General features: G+C 42.1%; 15 protein-coding genes. 10 read left to right on the plus strand and 5 right to left on the minus strand.

Features of this window, described 5'->3' with window-relative positions; genetic code table 11:
• Positions 1 to 74: 74 nt before the first annotated feature.
• Positions 75 to 308 carry an HPr family phosphocarrier protein gene (locus JOD02_RS06680; protein WP_204488121.1) on the minus strand — a complete coding sequence of 78 codons (234 nt, stop codon included), beginning with the start codon at positions 306 to 308 and terminating at the stop codon, positions 75 to 77.
• Positions 309 to 762: 454 nt separating this feature from the next.
• On the minus strand, positions 763 to 2139 hold the full coding sequence (locus JOD02_RS06685; protein ID WP_204488123.1) for an MATE family efflux transporter: 1377 nt from the start codon (positions 2137 to 2139) through the stop codon (positions 763 to 765).
• 270 nt (positions 2140 to 2409) lie between these two features.
• On the opposite strand from JOD02_RS06685, the gene JOD02_RS06690 reads away from it, so the two are divergent.
• From JOD02_RS06690 to JOD02_RS06705, 4 genes are all read left to right on the plus strand, one after another.
• Complete coding sequence (locus tag JOD02_RS06690) at positions 2410 to 3702, plus strand: ATP-binding protein (RefSeq protein ID WP_204488125.1); 1293 nt, start codon at positions 2410 to 2412, stop codon at positions 3700 to 3702.
• A gap of 33 nt (positions 3703 to 3735) precedes the next feature.
• The gene (locus JOD02_RS06695; RefSeq protein WP_204488127.1) at positions 3736 to 5244 is read left to right on the plus strand and encodes a M1 family metallopeptidase; all 1509 of its coding nucleotides are present in this window, start codon (positions 3736 to 3738) and stop codon (positions 5242 to 5244) included.
• 105 nt (positions 5245 to 5349) lie between these two features.
• Positions 5350 to 5568, plus strand: coding sequence for an FmdB family zinc ribbon protein (locus JOD02_RS06700; protein WP_204488129.1), 219 nt, complete (start codon positions 5350 to 5352; stop codon positions 5566 to 5568).
• 313 nt (positions 5569 to 5881) lie between these two features.
• Positions 5882 to 7174 carry a UDP-N-acetylglucosamine 1-carboxyvinyltransferase gene (locus tag JOD02_RS06705; protein WP_204488131.1) on the plus strand — a complete coding sequence of 431 codons (1293 nt, stop codon included), beginning with the start codon at positions 5882 to 5884 and terminating at the stop codon, positions 7172 to 7174.
• Between the two features lie 92 nt (positions 7175 to 7266).
• Here JOD02_RS06705 and JOD02_RS06710 read toward each other — a convergent pair whose 3' ends face one another.
• From JOD02_RS06710 to JOD02_RS06720, 3 genes are all read right to left on the minus strand, one after another.
• The gene (locus tag JOD02_RS06710) at positions 7267 to 7824 is read right to left on the minus strand and encodes a Fe-S-containing hydro-lyase (RefSeq protein WP_204488133.1); all 558 of its coding nucleotides are present in this window, start codon (positions 7822 to 7824) and stop codon (positions 7267 to 7269) included.
• Positions 7825 to 7854: 30 nt separating this feature from the next.
• Positions 7855 to 9009: a trypsin-like peptidase domain-containing protein gene (locus JOD02_RS11800; RefSeq protein ID WP_204488135.1), complete on the minus strand. Its 1155-nt coding sequence runs from the start codon at positions 9007 to 9009 to the stop codon at positions 7855 to 7857.
• 75 nt (positions 9010 to 9084) lie between these two features.
• Positions 9085 to 9882, minus strand: coding sequence for an MBL fold metallo-hydrolase (locus JOD02_RS06720; protein WP_204488137.1), 798 nt, complete (start codon positions 9880 to 9882; stop codon positions 9085 to 9087).
• 311 nt (positions 9883 to 10193) lie between these two features.
• Here JOD02_RS06720 and JOD02_RS06725 point away from each other — a divergent pair, with 311 nt between their 5' ends.
• The 6 genes from JOD02_RS06725 to JOD02_RS06750 all read left to right on the plus strand — a co-directional run bounded on the left by JOD02_RS06725 (position 10194) and on the right by JOD02_RS06750 (position 16922).
• Positions 10194 to 11033 carry a fumarate hydratase gene (locus tag JOD02_RS06725; protein WP_204488139.1) on the plus strand — a complete coding sequence of 280 codons (840 nt, stop codon included), beginning with the start codon at positions 10194 to 10196 and terminating at the stop codon, positions 11031 to 11033.
• Positions 11034 to 11109: 76 nt separating this feature from the next.
• Positions 11110 to 12120 (plus strand): CPBP family intramembrane glutamic endopeptidase, encoded by a 1011-nt coding sequence (locus JOD02_RS06730; RefSeq protein WP_204488141.1) that lies wholly within the window; start codon positions 11110 to 11112, stop codon positions 12118 to 12120.
• Between the two features lie 88 nt (positions 12121 to 12208).
• A complete protein-coding gene (locus JOD02_RS06735; RefSeq protein ID WP_204488142.1) occupies positions 12209 to 13156 on the plus strand; it encodes an ABC transporter ATP-binding protein in 948 nt (315 codons plus the stop codon).
• The gene (locus tag JOD02_RS06740) at positions 13156 to 14019 is read left to right on the plus strand and encodes an ABC transporter permease subunit (protein WP_204488143.1); all 864 of its coding nucleotides are present in this window, start codon (positions 13156 to 13158) and stop codon (positions 14017 to 14019) included. The genes JOD02_RS06735 and JOD02_RS06740 overlap by 1 nt, the downstream gene beginning before the upstream one ends.
• A gap of 18 nt (positions 14020 to 14037) precedes the next feature.
• Positions 14038 to 15498, plus strand: coding sequence for a GldG family protein (locus JOD02_RS06745; RefSeq protein ID WP_204488144.1), 1461 nt, complete (start codon positions 14038 to 14040; stop codon positions 15496 to 15498).
• Positions 15495 to 16922, plus strand: a complete 1428-nt coding sequence (locus JOD02_RS06750; protein WP_204488145.1) for a DUF4340 domain-containing protein — start codon at positions 15495 to 15497, stop codon at positions 16920 to 16922. The genes JOD02_RS06745 and JOD02_RS06750 overlap by 4 nt, the downstream gene beginning before the upstream one ends.
• The last annotated feature ends 26 nt before the right edge of the window (positions 16923 to 16948 follow it).

Genomic DNA, 16948 nt, shown 5'->3' on the forward strand with positions numbered 1-16948 from the left:
GGGGTTTGAAACCTGAAATCATTCAAAAATGAAAAGGTATCCCTCTAGCAGGTTGATATCTAAGGGATACCTTTTCACTGGGGTTGAAACGAATCCAATTGGGCTGCAAATTCCTCGGCATCCTCACCCGAGGCCCATACCGTCACCGGCTTCCACAAGGAGAGGGTCAGTATGCCCAATATGCTCTTGCCGTCTACTTCATTGTTGCTGCTCCTTACCTTCACATCACAGCTGTATTTGGAAGCCAGGTTGACGAAATCACACACTTGGGTGAGCTTTTCCAGCTTTACCTGCCGTTCTATCGTCATGTCTAGCCCACCTCCTTTTTCACTTAAGTACCCTCTCGAAAAGTCAGAGAGCTTTATTCTAGCTTGTTTGTAGGTTCGGCCTTGGGACTTTACCCCCTAACTATTCTGCAAAGTTGCCCTACAAAATCATTCGTTGTGCCTATGTTTCTCAGCTACTTTTCGAGAATGTTCACTTAAAAATTATATTCTTGGTTTCATATATTATATACCACAAAATTTGAAATTCAAATATCAATCTTGTCCAAAGAATGCGTGAAAATTTTGTATAGAGTGATAAGTCGTAAAAGATCTATTTGGTGGGCGATAAAGCCAAAATAAGGGAAAATACCAAACACCGCATGATAAGATGTTGTCAAAGAAATGCCATGTTTGGGAACCAGATGATTAAAATGCTGTTTTTGCCAATCTGTGGTGGCTCAAAAAAATTGAGATAGTTGGTTAAAGTAAAAGCAGGTCATTGAGCTTTTTTGGTGACCAGTTTTTTGTTTTTCCACCTACCAGACAAATAGTACGTAATGCTCATGGTCATGGAGATTATAGAACTCACAGCAATGGCTATCCATATGCCATCTACTCCTAGGCTTTTAAGCGATGATAAGTAACGAGCCAGAGGAATTCTTATAAGCCACAGAGAGACAATAGAGAAAATCATAGTGGGCAACGTATCACCAGCTCCCCTTAATATTCCGTTGGTGACAAACATCAAAGAAAAAGGGATATAAGAAATACCCACAATTCTTAAGTACCTGCTACCTATGTCCAGCACATGAACATCGCTAGTAAAGATTTGTAGAATGGCTCTGGGAAATGCCATTACCAACGCTACGATTACAGCTGTGATGCTACCTGCTAGTATATTGCCCCACTTGAACACTTCTTTGACCCTCTCGTGTTTGTCCGCTCCTAAATTTTGACCTGTTAAGGCTGACGTGGCCAGCCCCAGTGACATAGCGGGCATATGAGCAAACTGGTCCAACCGGGAAGTGGCCCCAAAGGCCGCTACCGAGTTGGAGCCAAACAGGTTTATTATGCCTGTCATCATGGTCAATCCCATTGATACTACTATTTGCTGGATACCGGCAGGTAACCCTATTTTAATAAGCTTCCATACCAGCTCACGGTCAAATTTGAAATTCTTAAAATCGGGTTTTATGAGGTGATCGTGCTTTATGAGATACCTAAATACCAGGAAAAATGATAACCCTTGTGATAGTATTGTTGCTAAAGCAGCTCCAGCAATACCCATCTTGGGGATAAAGCCAAATCCAAATATGAACAAGGGGTCTAAAATTATGTTGGTAATTGTAGCGATTATGAGGAATTTGACCGGGGTTTTGGAATCCCCCAGGCCGTTTAATACCGAGCTTACCACGTTGTATCCAAACGTAAATCCAAGACCCAGCAAATATATATTCAAATATTCTACGGCGTAACCTAAAATATCTTGGGGAGTATTCAATAACATCAGTACCTTTCGGCTGAAAATGAGCCCTATACCTGTAAATACAATAGCGGCTATTCCTAAAATAAAAAACGAGTTATTTATGGTCCTGGAAACCATTTCTGTATCTCTGGCACCCGCGTACTGCGATACCAGCACAGAAGTGGCCATGGTAATACCCATTACCATGGATATCAATACAAATGTAATGGGAAAGCTTACAGACACAGCTCCCAGGGCTCCCGGGCCTAAGAATTTTCCTACCCATATGCTGTCCACTGCGTTGTATAATGCCTGAAAGACGTTACCAAGCAGCAAGGGTGATGAAAAGGCGATGAGGTGTTTTACTATGCTGCCTTCTGTCAAATCCCTTCCTATTGTTTTGGACATATTATTTCTCCCTTTAATTTTTGTAATGAATTTTTAGTGATCTTTTACATTATAAATTTGAACTTTTTTGTTGTCAAATAGTATGTACACCTGAATATGTATGGAATTAAATGATTATATATGTAATGGAGCGGCTTTAAGTATTGGGTGATTAGTTTATGGAGGAATTTTAAGATTAATATAGAATTTTATATTTATCAATTAAAAAAAGGTAAAACTTTTTTCAATCGATTACCTCTCTTATTTTGGGTACAAACTGGAGGATTGAGGATGATAGGAGATATGGGTTTTGGGATGGAGGAAGAATCGAAGCAGAATATTTGGGATTTTGATAAAGAGATATGCATGTCGTGGAAACGATGTAAAGACAGCGGTTTGACACGCCAGGCTTTACCCAGGGTGGATACAGTATCTGAGAATGAATGGAATGCTATACTGAGAAAGGACCAAATACTTATCGATTCTGCACTTCCTTATATTAGAATGATAAAGAGCATTATCCCTTATCCCAATAGTATGGTGCTTTTGTGTAATAGAGAGTGCCTAATATTATGTAGGATGGGTAAAGCGCCTCAGCTAATAGACTTAGGGATTGAAAAGGGGCACATAGTAAAAGAAGCCAATATAGGAACCAATTGTTTGGGAACATGCATTGTTATAGATAAACCAATTGCTGTGTTTGGCGATCAGCATTTCTTAACAGTGTTTAAAGGTTGGGCGGGTGTTGCCGCCCCCATTCATGATAGGGATGGTGGGATTTTAGGAGCTTTAGGTATTTATATAGAGAAAGAGAATGCCGGATATGAGATGTTAGGATTGGCTATTCTAGCAGCCAGGGGAATAGAAGAACAACTGGCTTTAAAGAACAAATATGCTGAGCTGGAGGCTTGTAATTACAGGTTATCTGAATTCAACAGCGATATCGTCAATACTGCTTCTATTTTGTCTCATGAGATTCGCAATTCCCTATCTACTATAAGTGCGTATGTGCAATTGTTGCAGCTTGAAAAAGTACTGGATACCCTTAAGGCGGATAAGATATTGACAGAGGTTACACGGATAAATAAAATCCTTAATGATTTTAAGAACCTTACCAGACCTTCACAGATGAAGTTCATGCGATATTCGTTAAATGATTTGATCTGTCATGTAGCGGATCTGATGTTTGCTAAAGCTCGCATTGGGAAAGTGGATATAAGGCTTGTGATGCCAGAAAAGCATATCTTTGCAAAGGTGGATAAAGATGCTATGCAGCAGGTGATTATCAATTTAATAGAGAATGCAATACAGGCTATGGAAAAAGGTGGTGTACTTACGATAAGGCTTTTGAAAAATAAAGAGTCGGGTATGGCTTTGATCGAATTTGAAGATACCGGTGTGGGAATACCTGAACAACATCTTTCGGATATATTCAAGCTTTTTTATACTACCAAAAAAGGTGGTAGTGGGCTGGGACTTGCCATATGTAAAAATATAGTTAAAAACCATGGTGGGAATATTAGGGTACAGAGCAAAGTGGGTGAGGGAACCAAGTTTACTATTGAACTGCCCTATGAGGAGTAGTATATGTACAAAATATGGACGAGAGGGTAATGTATGGATGTAAAGGTCTTAAGGGGATTTATATTGGCGATATTGGTTTTTGCCATACTGGTAGGGGTATTATGCTGTGATAGTGTTACGCAGCTACACCCCCCTGGAGAGCTTGCAAAAGCTAGTGAGAACTTGAGTTGGTATTATATAGATGTAGTATTTGACCCTAACACGGCAAAGCTTATTTGTACACAAACTGTGGAGTATAGAAACAACCATGATGTTGAGTTTGACAGGCTTTATTTCCATCTTTATCCCAACGCCTTCAGGGATGAAAATCGTGTTCCTTTTTTGGCTGAAGAGAAGCAGAGGGCATATCCCAATGGTTTTTCTCCTGGCTGGCTTGATATAGAAGAGGTCATGATAAATGGGAATCCGGTTGAATTCAATGTTGGCGGTTATAGCAGCAATATACTCAGCATTGTGTTGGGGACACCCTTAAGGCCTGGGCAAATGATTGAAATCAACATGAAGTATACCGTGAAAATTCCTAACTGCATTGGGAGATTTGGATATGGAAAGCATACCTTTAACGTTACAAATTGGTATCCCATTGTGTGCGTATATGACCATACCGGATGGAATACCGATCCTTACTATCCAGTGGGGGACCCATTTTATAGTGACGTGGCAAATTACCAGGTGAATGTTAAAGTGCCTTACGATTATACCTTAGCTGCAACAGGAGAAATCCTCGATGTAAAAGCAGAAAGGGCCTATAAAGTATGGCAGTTTAAAGCATTGGCTGTTAGAGATTTTGCTTGGATTGCCAGTCAAGATTTTGAAGTTATATCCCGTACGGTGGATGGTCTTACGGTTTATTCATATTTTTTGCCGTCTTATAAGGAGGAAGGCGTAAAAGCTCTTGATTATGCCTTAACGGCAGTGCAAATCTTTAATCGTCGATTTGGGAAGTATCCTTATGAACATCTCTCAGTGGTTCAGGCTGACTTCTTTGTAGGAGGGATGGAGTATCCTTGCCTTGTTATGATAGATCGTAGTCTGTACAGCCAGGATCTGCAGTGGCTGGAATATGTCACGGTGCATGAGACGGCTCATCAATGGTGGTATGCAGTGGTGGGCAACGATCAAATAGATGAACCTTGGCTGGACGAGGCTTTGACCGAATATTCGACTATACTTTATTATGAGAACAGATACGGTGAAAATGTGGGTAAAGAGGTCTATAATAGGGTGATAGTTGATGGCAAGTGTTCCCAACTGCAAAAGTACTATGCTCAGGGATTTACATCTAGAATTGATCAGCCGGTCTATAAATTTAAAGACTGGGTTACATATGATTTAGTGGTATATGGTAAAGGGGCAAGTCTATTTAATGACCTTCGCCAGGCTGTAGGTTCTCAAAAATTTTACGGCATTCTACAGAATTATTATCGAGAAAATAAGTTTAAAAATGCCAATGCATGTGACCTAATAAAGGCATGTGAGAAAGTAACAGGTAAATCATGGAAATACTTTTTTCAAAAACGCTTGAGATCGCTAAATTGGTAGTAAAAATCCAGTTCATTCTATTTGATTTTTTCTCTAAAAAGCGCTATACTTATAGTGTTGAACTCTGCAAGTGGTAAGTCTATTGAAAATAAGGGGTAGATGTATATGGCTTTACTGGATTTTAAGTGCAATGAATGTGGGGAGAAATTTGAAGAATTGGTATTTGGTGGCAATGTAGATAAAGTGAGATGTCCCAGATGTGGAAGCAATGATTTAAAGCGAATTTACGAGGGTAAATGTTATTTTGGTATTAGTGGCAGTTCTTCTGGTTCGGGTGGATGTTCTGGCTCTAGCTGTCGCAGTTGTAGTGGGTGTAGTAATTGATTGGTGGATATACTTTTTTGTGTAAAAATTGGACAAAGCTGTTTTTAACTAAATTGCCAAAAAGTCTCTTATCTTAAAGGGAGACGAATAGGCGTTATCTGAGGTATGGTCTACCCAAAACCAAGCTTGTGGAGAACATGTTGTTTTGTAGGCAGTGTGTTAGGAAACAGAAAGACATCCATCTCTATAGATGAAAAATAAATATTGTGGTAAAATAACAAGTGTAACTTCTTTTTATATGAAGCGACTGCAGGTTTAGTGGGTATAGAGTAGGAGGTGAAGTTCCTCTCCTAGAGGGAGAAGGAACGCTTAATTGGAGAAGTTGGTGATACGTGGAGGAAAAAGATTGATAGGCAGTGTAAAGGTCAGCGGTGCAAAAAATGCTGCGGTGGCTGTAATACCCGCTGCTTTGCTGACCGATGAGACCTGTGTTATAGATAATCTTCCGTATATTGATGATGTAATAATGCTGTCTGATATTTTAAAACACATGGGAGCTCAGGTGACGCTGGAACCCAAGGGGCGTATAACCATAAATGCGGCTGGAGTTAGCAGTTGCCGTGCAGATTACGACCTGGTTAGGCGCATGAGGGCCTCTTATTATCTTTTGGGAGCGCTATTGGGGCGATTTGGTAAGGCTGAGGTGGCTTTTCCTGGTGGTTGTGAGATAGGAGCACGTCCTGTGGATCAGCATATTAAGGGATTTCAGGCCTTGGGTGCTGACGTGTCTATAGGCCATGGGCTTATAAAAGCGTATGCTGAAAAGCTCATAGGGAACGAAATATATTTGGATGTGGTGAGTGTAGGTGCTACTATCAATATAATGTTAGCTGCCGTCAAAGCAGAGGGTACTACTACTATAGTGAATGCTGCCAAAGAGCCCCATGTAGTGGATGTGGCAAATTTTCTGAACTCAATGGGCGCTAATATCAAGGGAGCAGGTACTGATATTATAAAGATAAAAGGGGTAAAAAGGTTGCACGGGTGTGAATATACCATAATACCCGATCAGATAGAGGCTGGTACTTTTATGATTGCCGCCGCCGCTACACAAGGTGATGTGAAAATAACAGGGGTTATACCTAAGCATCTAGAGGCTGTTTCAGCTAAGTTGCTTGAAATGGGTATGTACGTAGAACAAGGGGACGATTATGTGAGGGTAGTCGGTACAGGACGTCCCCGAAGGGTTAATATTAAAACTCTTCCGTATCCGGGATTTCCTACAGACCTACAACAGCCAATGTCTGTGTTGTTGAGCGTGGCGGAAGGGACAAGCATTATTACAGAGAACGTATGGGAGTCTAGGTATCGCCATGTGGAAGAGTTGCGGCGTATGGGAGCACTCATAAAGGTGGAGGATAGAAATGCAATAATTGAAGGGGTTGAAAAGCTTACTGGCGCGAAGGTGGAGGCTACAGACTTACGTGCGGGTGCAGCTCTGGTTATTGCAGGGCTCATAGCCGATGGAGTGACTGAAGTTACAAATGTCAAGCATATTGACAGGGGATATGAACGTTTTGAAGAGAAGCTGCGTAGCCTGGGAGCAGATATTGAGAGGGTCAGCGAGGAAGATAAAGCATTTAGGTTGAAGTTGGTGAGCAGTTAGTGAAGAGATAAGTGGTTTAGAGATGACCATATTGTTGAGAAGCTTGGTAACTGAGCTGACAATGTCTTAAGAAAGTAAAAAATAAGAATAGCTTAAATACGAGCAAATTGGAGTGGGCCCATTTCATATAAGTTGTTGCCTTGGGCATCTATGGCTACCAGTAAAGGCATGTTTTCTACCTCCATACGATAAATAGCTTCAGGTCCTAGATCTTCAAAAGCCACTATTTCTACCTTCTTGATGCACGAGGCTATCAGGGCACCAGCTCCACCTACTGCCGCCAGGTACACGGCGCCGTATTTTACCATTGCCTCGATCACTTGTGCCGACCTGGGCCCTTTTCCTATCATTGCTTTGAGCCCATGTTCAAGCAGGAGAGGGGTATATGCATCCATTCTGCTGCTGGTGGTGGGGCCACACGAACCTATCATAAGGCCGGGTCTTGCAGGGCACGGTCCGGCATAATATATCACTTGGTCTTTTAGTTCAATGGGCAAGGGTTTGCCTTCTTTAATCAGCTGATACATTCTTTTATGTGCGGCGTCTCGGGCAGTGAATATGCTGCCTTGCAAATATACCATATCACCTATTTTGAGGGTATCCAGCTCTTCCTGAATTACCGGTGCATGAAAGATTTTTTTTATTTCCATGAAAGCAACCTCCTTCCTATTCAATGAAACCTATAGTTCAGGCTTTGGCTGTAATACCATGGTAACGGTGTGCCTTTTACCCCTTCTTATGATTTCGATGCTAACCCTATCCCCAACTTTATAGGAATATACAGCACTTCTTAAGTCCAGCATCTTGGTGACTTTTTTGTCTCCTACCTTGGTTATTATATCTTCAACCCTCACACCGGCCCTGTAAGCCGGCCCGCGTTCATCAATGTCCACTACGTATACCCCTTGTTGTATGTTCTGGTCTTGTTTGAAATAACGGGCCATCTCTTTGTCAAAACCCACCACACCGATATAGGGGGTGACAAACGAACCCTCTTTTATGAAATGTTCGATAACCGGCTTGGCCACATTTATTGGAATGGCAAAGCCTATCCCTTCAGCGCTGGTTACCTTAATGGTGTTGATACCCACTACTTCGCCCCTCATATTCACAAGTGGACCGCCGCTGTTTCCGGGATTTATGGAAGCATCAGTCTGGATCAGGTCTTCCATGAAATTTTGACCTCGCTCGGTGGGAACTTGGACGGTGCGATTGAGGGCACTGATGATTCCAGCCGTCACAGTGTGCTGAAACTGTAGCCCCAGCGGAGTACCAATTGCAATGGCGGTTTCCCCTACTTCCAGCTGATCGCTATCTCCTAGGGTAGCGGCTGGTAAATTTTCAGCGTCCACTTTTACAATAGCCAGATCCAGAGTAGGATCAGACCAGAGGGTACGTCCTTCTAGTTCGTCACCATTTTTAAGTATGACCGTTATGTGGCTAGGATTGCCTCCTGCCACATGGTCATTGGTCAAGATATAACCTGTGGGATGGACAATGACGCCGGATCCCACCCCCTCTATTACCTGGGTATCATCCCATACCGTGGATTTGGTCGTATGTAAGGTTGAAATCCCCACCACCGACGGTATCACCTTTTTCACCACTTGGGATATAGGTGTCTGAAAGCCAGCATTTCTTTGCTGAATAGGTACCGGTGTGGTTTCTTGCTGTATATATTCATTCTCGGAAAACTTTTCCCGTCGTTTTTCATAGTCGTATTTTTCTTCAGGTACTACAGGCCAACTCCAACCACAAGCATTTATTAAAGAAAAAATTCCGAAAAATACACCTATTAAAGCCACGGCTTTTATTACCTTTTTTACTTCTTTCACAAAAATTACCCCCTTACCTTCTCTTTTGGATTATCACCCCCATACCCCTAGTATCCTAATTAAATAATTAAATAATTATTCTATATGGTAAAAATTGCTTATACCATTACGATATGTCAAATCTATCACTACGTCTTTTCCTACTTTAATACCATTTGAAACAAGTATGCTGGTTACAGTCTCATAAGCTAGTGCAGGTAAATTGTTTTCTTCACTCAAATGCGCTAAAAGCACATACATGGTTCTATCTTTAAGCATTTCCACCAACGCCTTACCAGCCTGCTCGTTGGACAAATGCCCATATTTTCCCATAATGCGTTTCTTAAGTGGCCAGGGATAAGGCCCCATGCGTAACATATGTATATCGTGATTTGCCTCTAGCAAAATCAAATCCGAACCCTCCACCATTTTGATTATACTAGTGTTAGTATGCCCTAAATCGGTGACAATACTAATCTTTTTATTGCCATTATAAAAGCAAAAGCCTACAGGCTCAGCCGCATCATGGGGTATAGCATAGGACTGAATGTTTATGTCATTTATGTAAAAATCCATGCCGGTGTAGAATATTCGAATATTCTTGGGAGCAATATCCCCTATCTTTTGCTGTATGGTTTTCCAAGTCTCCTGGTTAGCATATATAGGTATGTCAAACTTTCTAGACAGCATCCCTGCGCTCCTTATATGATCTACATGTTCATGGGATATAAGAATAGCATGCAAGTCAGAGGGCTCCACATCAATACTTTTAAGTGCGGCAAGGATGTTCTTAAGTGCCAAGCCCGCATCTACCAGGATGTTTGTGCGGCCAGTTCCTATGTACGTAGCATTGCCATCGCTACCGCTGGCAAGCGAACATACCCTAAATCCCATGTCATCCGTCGCTCCTTCTTTTGTTTTGGTTATGCTATACACTTTGTAGAATAGTTTACACCCACCTTTTACTGCTTCCGTAATGGCTTTTAGAAGGCCCTTTGTAACCCTTCCAAGGCATTATGAGCAAAATTAACTCATGCCTATTATAATACATAATGGGGACATGTTGCCATGGATTTTATTAAAAATTTACTGTTTGTAATTTCCGTATAAAACTGTTAAAATATAGGCAAGTCAACTTACTGCTTTGAAAGGAAGGAGGATGGCGGTTTTCTTTTAAGCATTTTGTTTTTTTATGCCGCAACCCTATGAAGGAAATACATGTAAGCACGATAATTGAAACTGTAGCACGCCTGTGTATAGAAGCTTGCTATAATATAGGGGATGACGTTAGGATACTGTTGGAAAAGGCCAAACGGCAGGAACTCTCACCTTACGGTAAAAACATCCTGGACCAGCTTCTTCAAAACCTTTGCATAGCCCATGAGCTTGGGCTGCCTATATGCCAAGACACCGGTATGGCTGTAGTATTTCTAGAAATTGGGCAGGATGTTCATATAGTTGGAGGTAGCCTTTGCGAGGCGGTAAATGAAGGGGTACGCCGTGGATATAAAGAGGGATATCTCAGAAATTCCGTGCTCCATCCCATTACCAGGATAAATACCGGTGACAATACGCCTGCAGTGATACACGCTGAAATAGTTTCTGGAGATGGGTTAAAAATCGTCGTTGTACCCAAAGGGTTTGGCAGCGAAAACATGAGCCAGCTTAAAATGCTGAAGCCCTCCGATGGCTTGGACGGAATAAAACAGTTTATTCTACAAACCGTTATTGAGGCGGGAGGTAATCCGTGCCCTCCCATCATTGTGGGCGTGGGTATAGGTGGTACCATGGAGAAAGCAGCATACATGGCAAAGAAAGCACTGCTTCGTCCAGCTGGCCAGCACAACCCTGAGCCGTTGGTAGCACAGCTGGAAGAGGAAATGCTGCAGGCCATAAACAATACGGGTATCGGGCCTCAAGGCTTGGGGGGTACCGTGACAGCATTGGCTGTACACATCGAAACCTATCCCACACATATTGCGGGCCTACCGGTAGCGGTCAATATACAGTGCCATGCTGCAAGGCATGCTGAAGCGCTGCTTTAATTGGGTATGCTGTAGTTGAGTTTTGTAACCTATATTTTGGCACAAGAAGGGTATATTTAACAGGAGGTAGAATCTTATGGATCTATACCGTGCTAATTGGGCGGATGATGGGCAGCAGCGGTGGCCCACCGTACTAGCAAGCAACTCGCTGTATCTTATAGTATTGGTGTTGATGGTTTCAATTTCAAGTATAGTGTTTAGCATTTTGGGGCCAGCAAATATGAATACCGAAAAATGGCTTGTAGTTACTCTTGGCATGGAAATAATAGTAATAGGTGTTCCGCCTTTGCTCTATCTTATGGGTTCAAGGATGGATATAAAGCGAGTGGCAAGGATAAATAGGGTAAGGGGCGTGGAACTGTTGCTGGTTTTAGGCATGGCGGTATTCGGGTACGCGATTGTAGGATTTATTAATATGGTGTGGTATTCGATACTTAGCCGCATTGGTAACCCTGTGGAGCCAGTTTTGCCGCCAATTAGGACGAGTAGGCAATATATAATGGCAATAATAGCTATGGCGCTAACGCCTGCTTTGGTTGAGGAATTTTTATTCAGAGGGGTGATCTTGAGGGGGTACGAACGATTTGGAATATGGACGGCTATGGTCGTAAGCGGTGTGCTATTTGGAGTGCTTCACCTAAATCTGGTGAATTTGCCTGCTATCATATTTTTAGGGGTTATGATCAGCTATGTGGTCATACGCACCAATTCCCTTTTTGCTGGAATGTTTTACCATTTCGTACAAAATTTTTTGTCCATATCATTTCTGTTTCTTCAGGAAGTTGCGCAACGTTACTTGAGGGATGGAATGGCGGTGCCCGAAAACGTGGAACAAATGCCGCCTGAGCTGTTAGCTGCTGCCCTGACCGTGTGGGGCATAATAGCCTTTTTCTGTTTGGGGCTTTTTATTGCTTGTCTAGCCTCATTTAACCGCGTTACATATGGTAAAGAAAGCATACGTACTTTGATGGTGGATGAGACGAAAGCTCTCTCCCTAAAGGATATGCTGCCGGCTATAGCTGCAATAATCATTGTGATTGTGTACCTGGGTATAGAAGTTTTTACAATGATTAAGAGCGTGCAATAGCTTGTAAAATTCACAATTTGTTCATACACAGGGTACAAACTTTTGATATAATGTTTAGTAGATAAAATCGCGAGTAGGGGGGATATAATTGATTCAGGTTATAGACGTGACCAAGCGATATGGCCAGCACGTAGCTGTGGACCATGTTAATTTTACTGTTGAAAAAGGCGAGATACTGGGTTTTTTAGGGCCAAACGGTGCTGGCAAGACCACAACCATGAACATTATAACCGGCTATATTTCGGCCACCGAAGGTACTGTAAAAGTGGACGGCTTTGATATTTTGGAAGAGCCCGAGGAGGTCAAAAAGAGAATAGGTTACATGCCAGAGTTTCCGCCCCTTTATATGGATATGACGGTACAGGAATATCTGGACTTTGTCAGCGACATCAAGAAGATAGATAAATCGACCAAGAAACAGAGTATGGAGAAGATTATGGATTTGGTGAAAATAGGCGATGTGCGTAAGAGGCTCATAAAGAATCTCTCTAAGGGATACAAGCAGAGAGTGGGTTTAGCGCAGGCTTTGATAGGTACGCCGCCGGTACTCATACTGGACGAGCCTACGGTAGGCCTTGACCCCAAACAGATCATAGAGATTCGTAGCCTTATAAAAGAGCTAGGAAAAGAACACACCATCATATTGAGTTCGCATATTCTTCAAGAAGTAAGCGCTGTGTGCGGACGAGTGATAATAATAAACAAGGGGAAGATTGTTGCAAGCGATACGCCGGAGAATTTATCCAAACGGTTAAGTGGTGCGGGGAGGCTTTCATTGCGGGTGGCTGGGCCAGAGAAGCAGGTATTGAAGCTAATAAGGGAGCTTGAGGGCGTCAAAAATGCTGAAGTACAGGGAGTTAAGGAGCCTGGTACGGTAGATATACTGGTAGAGGCTGAAAGGGATATTGATATACGAAGGCCTTTGTTTTATGCTTTAAGTCGCGCAGAATATCCGATACTCTATATGAGGTCGGTTGACTTAACTTTAGAAGAGATATTCCTGCAAGTTACAACTGAGGAAAGGGAGGTTTCCTGATGTTGGCTGTATTCAAGAGGGAATTAAAAGCGTATTTTGCATCGCCAACAGGGTATATTTTTATGGGCTTTTTCTTGCTGATATGCGGCATATTCTTCGCTTTTTCTAACTTGCTCACTGCAAGGCCGGATTATATAAGCGTGCTTAGCAGTATAACGTTTGTATTTTTAATAGTGGTACCGGTTCTTACCATGAGGTTAATGTCGGAAGAAAGCAGGCAAAAAACCGATCAATTGCTGCTTACCAGTCCGTTGAGCGTTACGGGGATAGTGTTGGGCAAGTATTTTGCGGCTGTAGCTGTATTTTTGCTCACTCTGTTGATTACTTGTCTGTATCCTGTTATTTTAAGCTTTTTCGGTACTATTGCTGTTTGGGAAATAGTTGGTGGGTATATAGGTTTTTTCCTGCTAGGAGCGGCATTCATATCCATAGGATTATTTATTTCTTCTTTAACTGACAATCAGGTAATTGCTGCGGTTGTGACATTCAGCGCACTGCTTTTCATATGGATTTTGGACTGGGTCATACAAGGGTTACCGACTGATAGGATTTCAGGTATAGTGTTTGCATGTGCGTTGGCGGTAGGAGTGGCGGCCTTGGTGTATTTTTCCACTAGAAATATATTTGTGAGCGTCGCAATTGCTGTGGTAGGCTTTGGTATTATAGCCGGCATATATTTTAGCAACGAATATTTCTTTGATGGATTCATCGTAAAGGTCTTTGAGTGGTTTTCTCTACTTAAAAGATATGAAAAATTTATGATGGGGATTTTAAGCTTAAGCCCCATAGTTTATTACATCACTTTTTCAGCGGTATTTCTGTTCTTGACTGTAAGGGTAATTGAAAAGAGAAGGTGGAGCTAACCAGAAGGGGGAGACGAAATGAAGAAGTTACATTTGAAATTCGACTTTAGAGCTATAAAGGAATCCTTTCGAAGTAAAAAGTTTAAATATGGTGGATACGCTACTTTGATGGTGGCGGTTGTCGTTGCCATTGCTATAATAATCAATTTGATTGTTGACCAAATCCCTTGGGAACTGGACTTGACGCAGAATCAGATGTATTCTTTGTCCGAGCAAACCAATAAGGTACTAGATAACTTAAAACAAGATGTTAAAATTATTGCTCTTTATGAGACCGGTGAAGAGGATAAGACTGTGCTTGAGATCATCGAAAGATACCAAAAGCGCTCCAAAAGGATCAGTTATACTGTTATCGACCCCGAGAGATATCCACAGTTGCTTACAAAGTATGAGAAGGGCGGCGAATCTTTAAATGCTGGAAGTTTGATCGTAGAGAGCGGGGACAAGTTCAAGGTTATTGACCGGTACGACTTAGTAAACTACACCTACAACGAATATTCTGGGCAGTGGTATGCTCAGTCTCTGGCTGTGGAACAGCGCTTGACAGGGGCTATACTGTATGTGACAGCTGAGGAGTTACCCGTTGTATATACCCTGGTAGGCCATGGAGAGGATTCGCTTCCTTATGATGTAAGAAAACAGCTTGAGTTGGAAAACTATACTATAGAGGATTTGAACCTTGTTACTCAGGATTCTGTACCTGAGAAGGCCCATGCTTTATTGGTACTTGCACCTAAGAGGGACATTACAAAAGAAGAAGAAGAAAGGATTAGGAAGTATTTAGAAAATCAGGGGAGAGCGATATTTTTCATACAGAATTTAAATGGGGAGCTGCCCAATTTCGAATCCCTTCTCAAAAGCTACGGTGTAGCGCTTCAGAGGGTTTTGGTGGTAGAAGGGGATCCCAACATGCATTATCCAGGTAATCCTCTCTATATAATACCCAATATGGAAAGTCACAGTATTTTGAGCCCGCTTAAGTCGGGTCAAATGTATGTATTTGCTCCTCATTCGCAGAGTATAGAGGTGCTAGAGATGAAGAGGAGGACCTTGACTATAGAACCTTTGCTGGTTACCTCTGATAAGGCATGGGCAAAAACTAACCTAGAAGCTAAAACAATAGAGAAAGAAGAGCAGGATTTAGAAGGGCCGTTTAACATTGCGGTTGCCATCACTGATAAGATATACCAGGATAATGAGACCAAGGAGACCAGGGTGTTAGTGGTGGCCAATACCAACATATTGAACAGCCGATTGGTTTCTCAAGTACCAGGTAACGTCAATTTCCTACTCAACAGTCTTAACTGGTTGCGAGACAGGGAGGAAAGCATCTCGATACGGCCCAAGAGTTTGACAACCCCACGGCTTAGAATATCAGCTTACCAGCAGCTTATATTCTCAGGCATAGTTGTAGTATTGATTCCTCTCATTGTGTTGGCGTCAGGGCTCACAGTATGGCTGAGGAGGAGGCATCTATGAAAAAGAGGCAACGGAGCATACTTGCGCTTGCGGTTGTGCTGGCAGTGCTGGTTGCTGCGTATTTTTACGTGAGTAACCGGCCCAAAAAGCAGGCTGAGAATAATAAAACCGTAGAGATATGCAAAGTGCCAAAAGAGGACATTGTCAAAATGGTGCTGGAATCACGGGATGGGACTACTTTGACATTTGAAAAGAAGGACGGTAAATGGACGGTGGATTACCCCTATCCTGTGGTTTTGGACCAGACGACTGTTGATGATATAGCTTATAGTTTTGCCAATCTATACGCGGAAAGGATAATAGAGGAGGAACCTAAGGATTTATCGGTATATGGCCTGGATAAACCGGTTGTTGTTGCTAAGGCTTTTTTGAAAGACGGTACACAGAAAGTGCTGTACTTGGGTAACAAGACGCCGGCAGGCAATACCTATTATTTAATGGCTGAAGGAGACCCCAAGGTTTATTCGGTGTGGATGAACCATGGTGAGCATTTCAGCTATAAGCTCTCGGATGTGCGGGAAAAAGATCTTCCCGAGATAAAAACTCAAGAGCTCACCTACCTGAAAATAGCCAAGAAGGGAAAGCCTACTATTGAGATAGAGATGAACGATGAGCAGTCAAAAGATGAGGCACAGTTTGGGTTGAGTTTATGGAGAATGACCCAGCCTTATAATGAGCCGATGGGCGTATCATCTGATAAATTCCAAAAAGTTTTGGATGATATATCCTCGCTTACCAGCAAAGCCATCAAGGAGTTTGTAGAGGATAACCCCCAGGACCTCTCGAAGTATGGATTAGATGACCCAGTAGCTGAACTTATTGTCAAAGATAAGGAAAACACGCTCCATTTATATTTTGGAAAAGATACGGATGACGGTAAAAGCGTATACTTCAAGACTGCAGATGTTAACTCGGTGTATACTATGGAGAAGAGCAAGACTAAACTGCTTGATACAAAGCCGTTTGATATAGTGGATAAATTTGCCTATATTGTTAATATCGATAACGTAGATAAGATCATAATAGAAGGACGTGGCAAAACCCATGTGCTTACCCTTACCAGGCAAACCAAAAAGGCTGAGAAGGAAGGTGAGGAAGACGAGGTTATTACCACTTATAGGGTAGACGGTAAGGAAGTACAAGAAAAACCTTTTAAGAAGTTTTATCAGAGTCTGATTGGTATATTGGTAGATGCTGAAATAGATAAGGAGATGGCTGAGGAGAATCCAGAGGTTAAAACCACTTTCTTCTTGAATAAGGGCTCAAGGAGAGAGGCCCATGTGAATTATGTACCGTACGATAATGATTTTTACGCGGTGTTCCGTAGTGGGAAGGCCGAATTTGTAGTTGCAAAAAGTCAGGTTAACAAGATGCTGGATGACTTAGAGGCTTTGATTCGCGGAGACTTGGTCAAGGAAGAATGAATGATTCTAAACCTCTCCAGCTGTAA

This window comes from Caldicoprobacter guelmensis, from assembly GCF_016908415.1.
Taxonomy (GTDB): domain Bacteria; phylum Bacillota; class Clostridia; order Caldicoprobacterales; family Caldicoprobacteraceae; genus Caldicoprobacter; species Caldicoprobacter guelmensis.

Excerpts from the sequence above, each read along its gene's own strand:
- JOD02_RS06730 (WP_204488141.1), top strand. The coding sequence starts at position 11,110 with ATGGATCTATACCGTGCTAATTGGGCGGATGATGGGCAGCAGCGGTGG.
- JOD02_RS06700 (WP_204488129.1), top strand. The coding sequence starts at position 5,350 with ATGGCTTTACTGGATTTTAAGTGCAATGAATGTGGGGAGAAATTTGAA.
- JOD02_RS06725 (WP_204488139.1), top strand. The coding sequence starts at position 10,194 with ATGAAGGAAATACATGTAAGCACGATAATTGAAACTGTAGCACGCCTG.
- JOD02_RS06685 (WP_204488123.1), bottom strand. The coding sequence starts at position 2,139 with ATGTCCAAAACAATAGGAAGGGATTTGACAGAAGGCAGCATAGTAAAA.
- JOD02_RS06695 (WP_204488127.1), top strand. The coding sequence starts at position 3,736 with ATGGATGTAAAGGTCTTAAGGGGATTTATATTGGCGATATTGGTTTTT.
- JOD02_RS06740 (WP_204488143.1), top strand. The coding sequence starts at position 13,156 with ATGTTGGCTGTATTCAAGAGGGAATTAAAAGCGTATTTTGCATCGCCA.
- JOD02_RS06745 (WP_204488144.1), top strand. The coding sequence starts at position 14,038 with ATGAAGAAGTTACATTTGAAATTCGACTTTAGAGCTATAAAGGAATCC.
- JOD02_RS06690 (WP_204488125.1), top strand. The coding sequence starts at position 2,410 with ATGATAGGAGATATGGGTTTTGGGATGGAGGAAGAATCGAAGCAGAAT.
- JOD02_RS06720 (WP_204488137.1), bottom strand. The coding sequence starts at position 9,882 with ATGGGATTTAGGGTATGTTCGCTTGCCAGCGGTAGCGATGGCAATGCT.
- JOD02_RS06710 (WP_204488133.1), bottom strand. The coding sequence starts at position 7,824 with ATGGAAATAAAAAAAATCTTTCATGCACCGGTAATTCAGGAAGAGCTG.
- JOD02_RS06680 (WP_204488121.1), bottom strand. The coding sequence starts at position 308 with ATGACGATAGAACGGCAGGTAAAGCTGGAAAAGCTCACCCAAGTGTGT.
- JOD02_RS06750 (WP_204488145.1), top strand. The coding sequence starts at position 15,495 with ATGAAAAAGAGGCAACGGAGCATACTTGCGCTTGCGGTTGTGCTGGCA.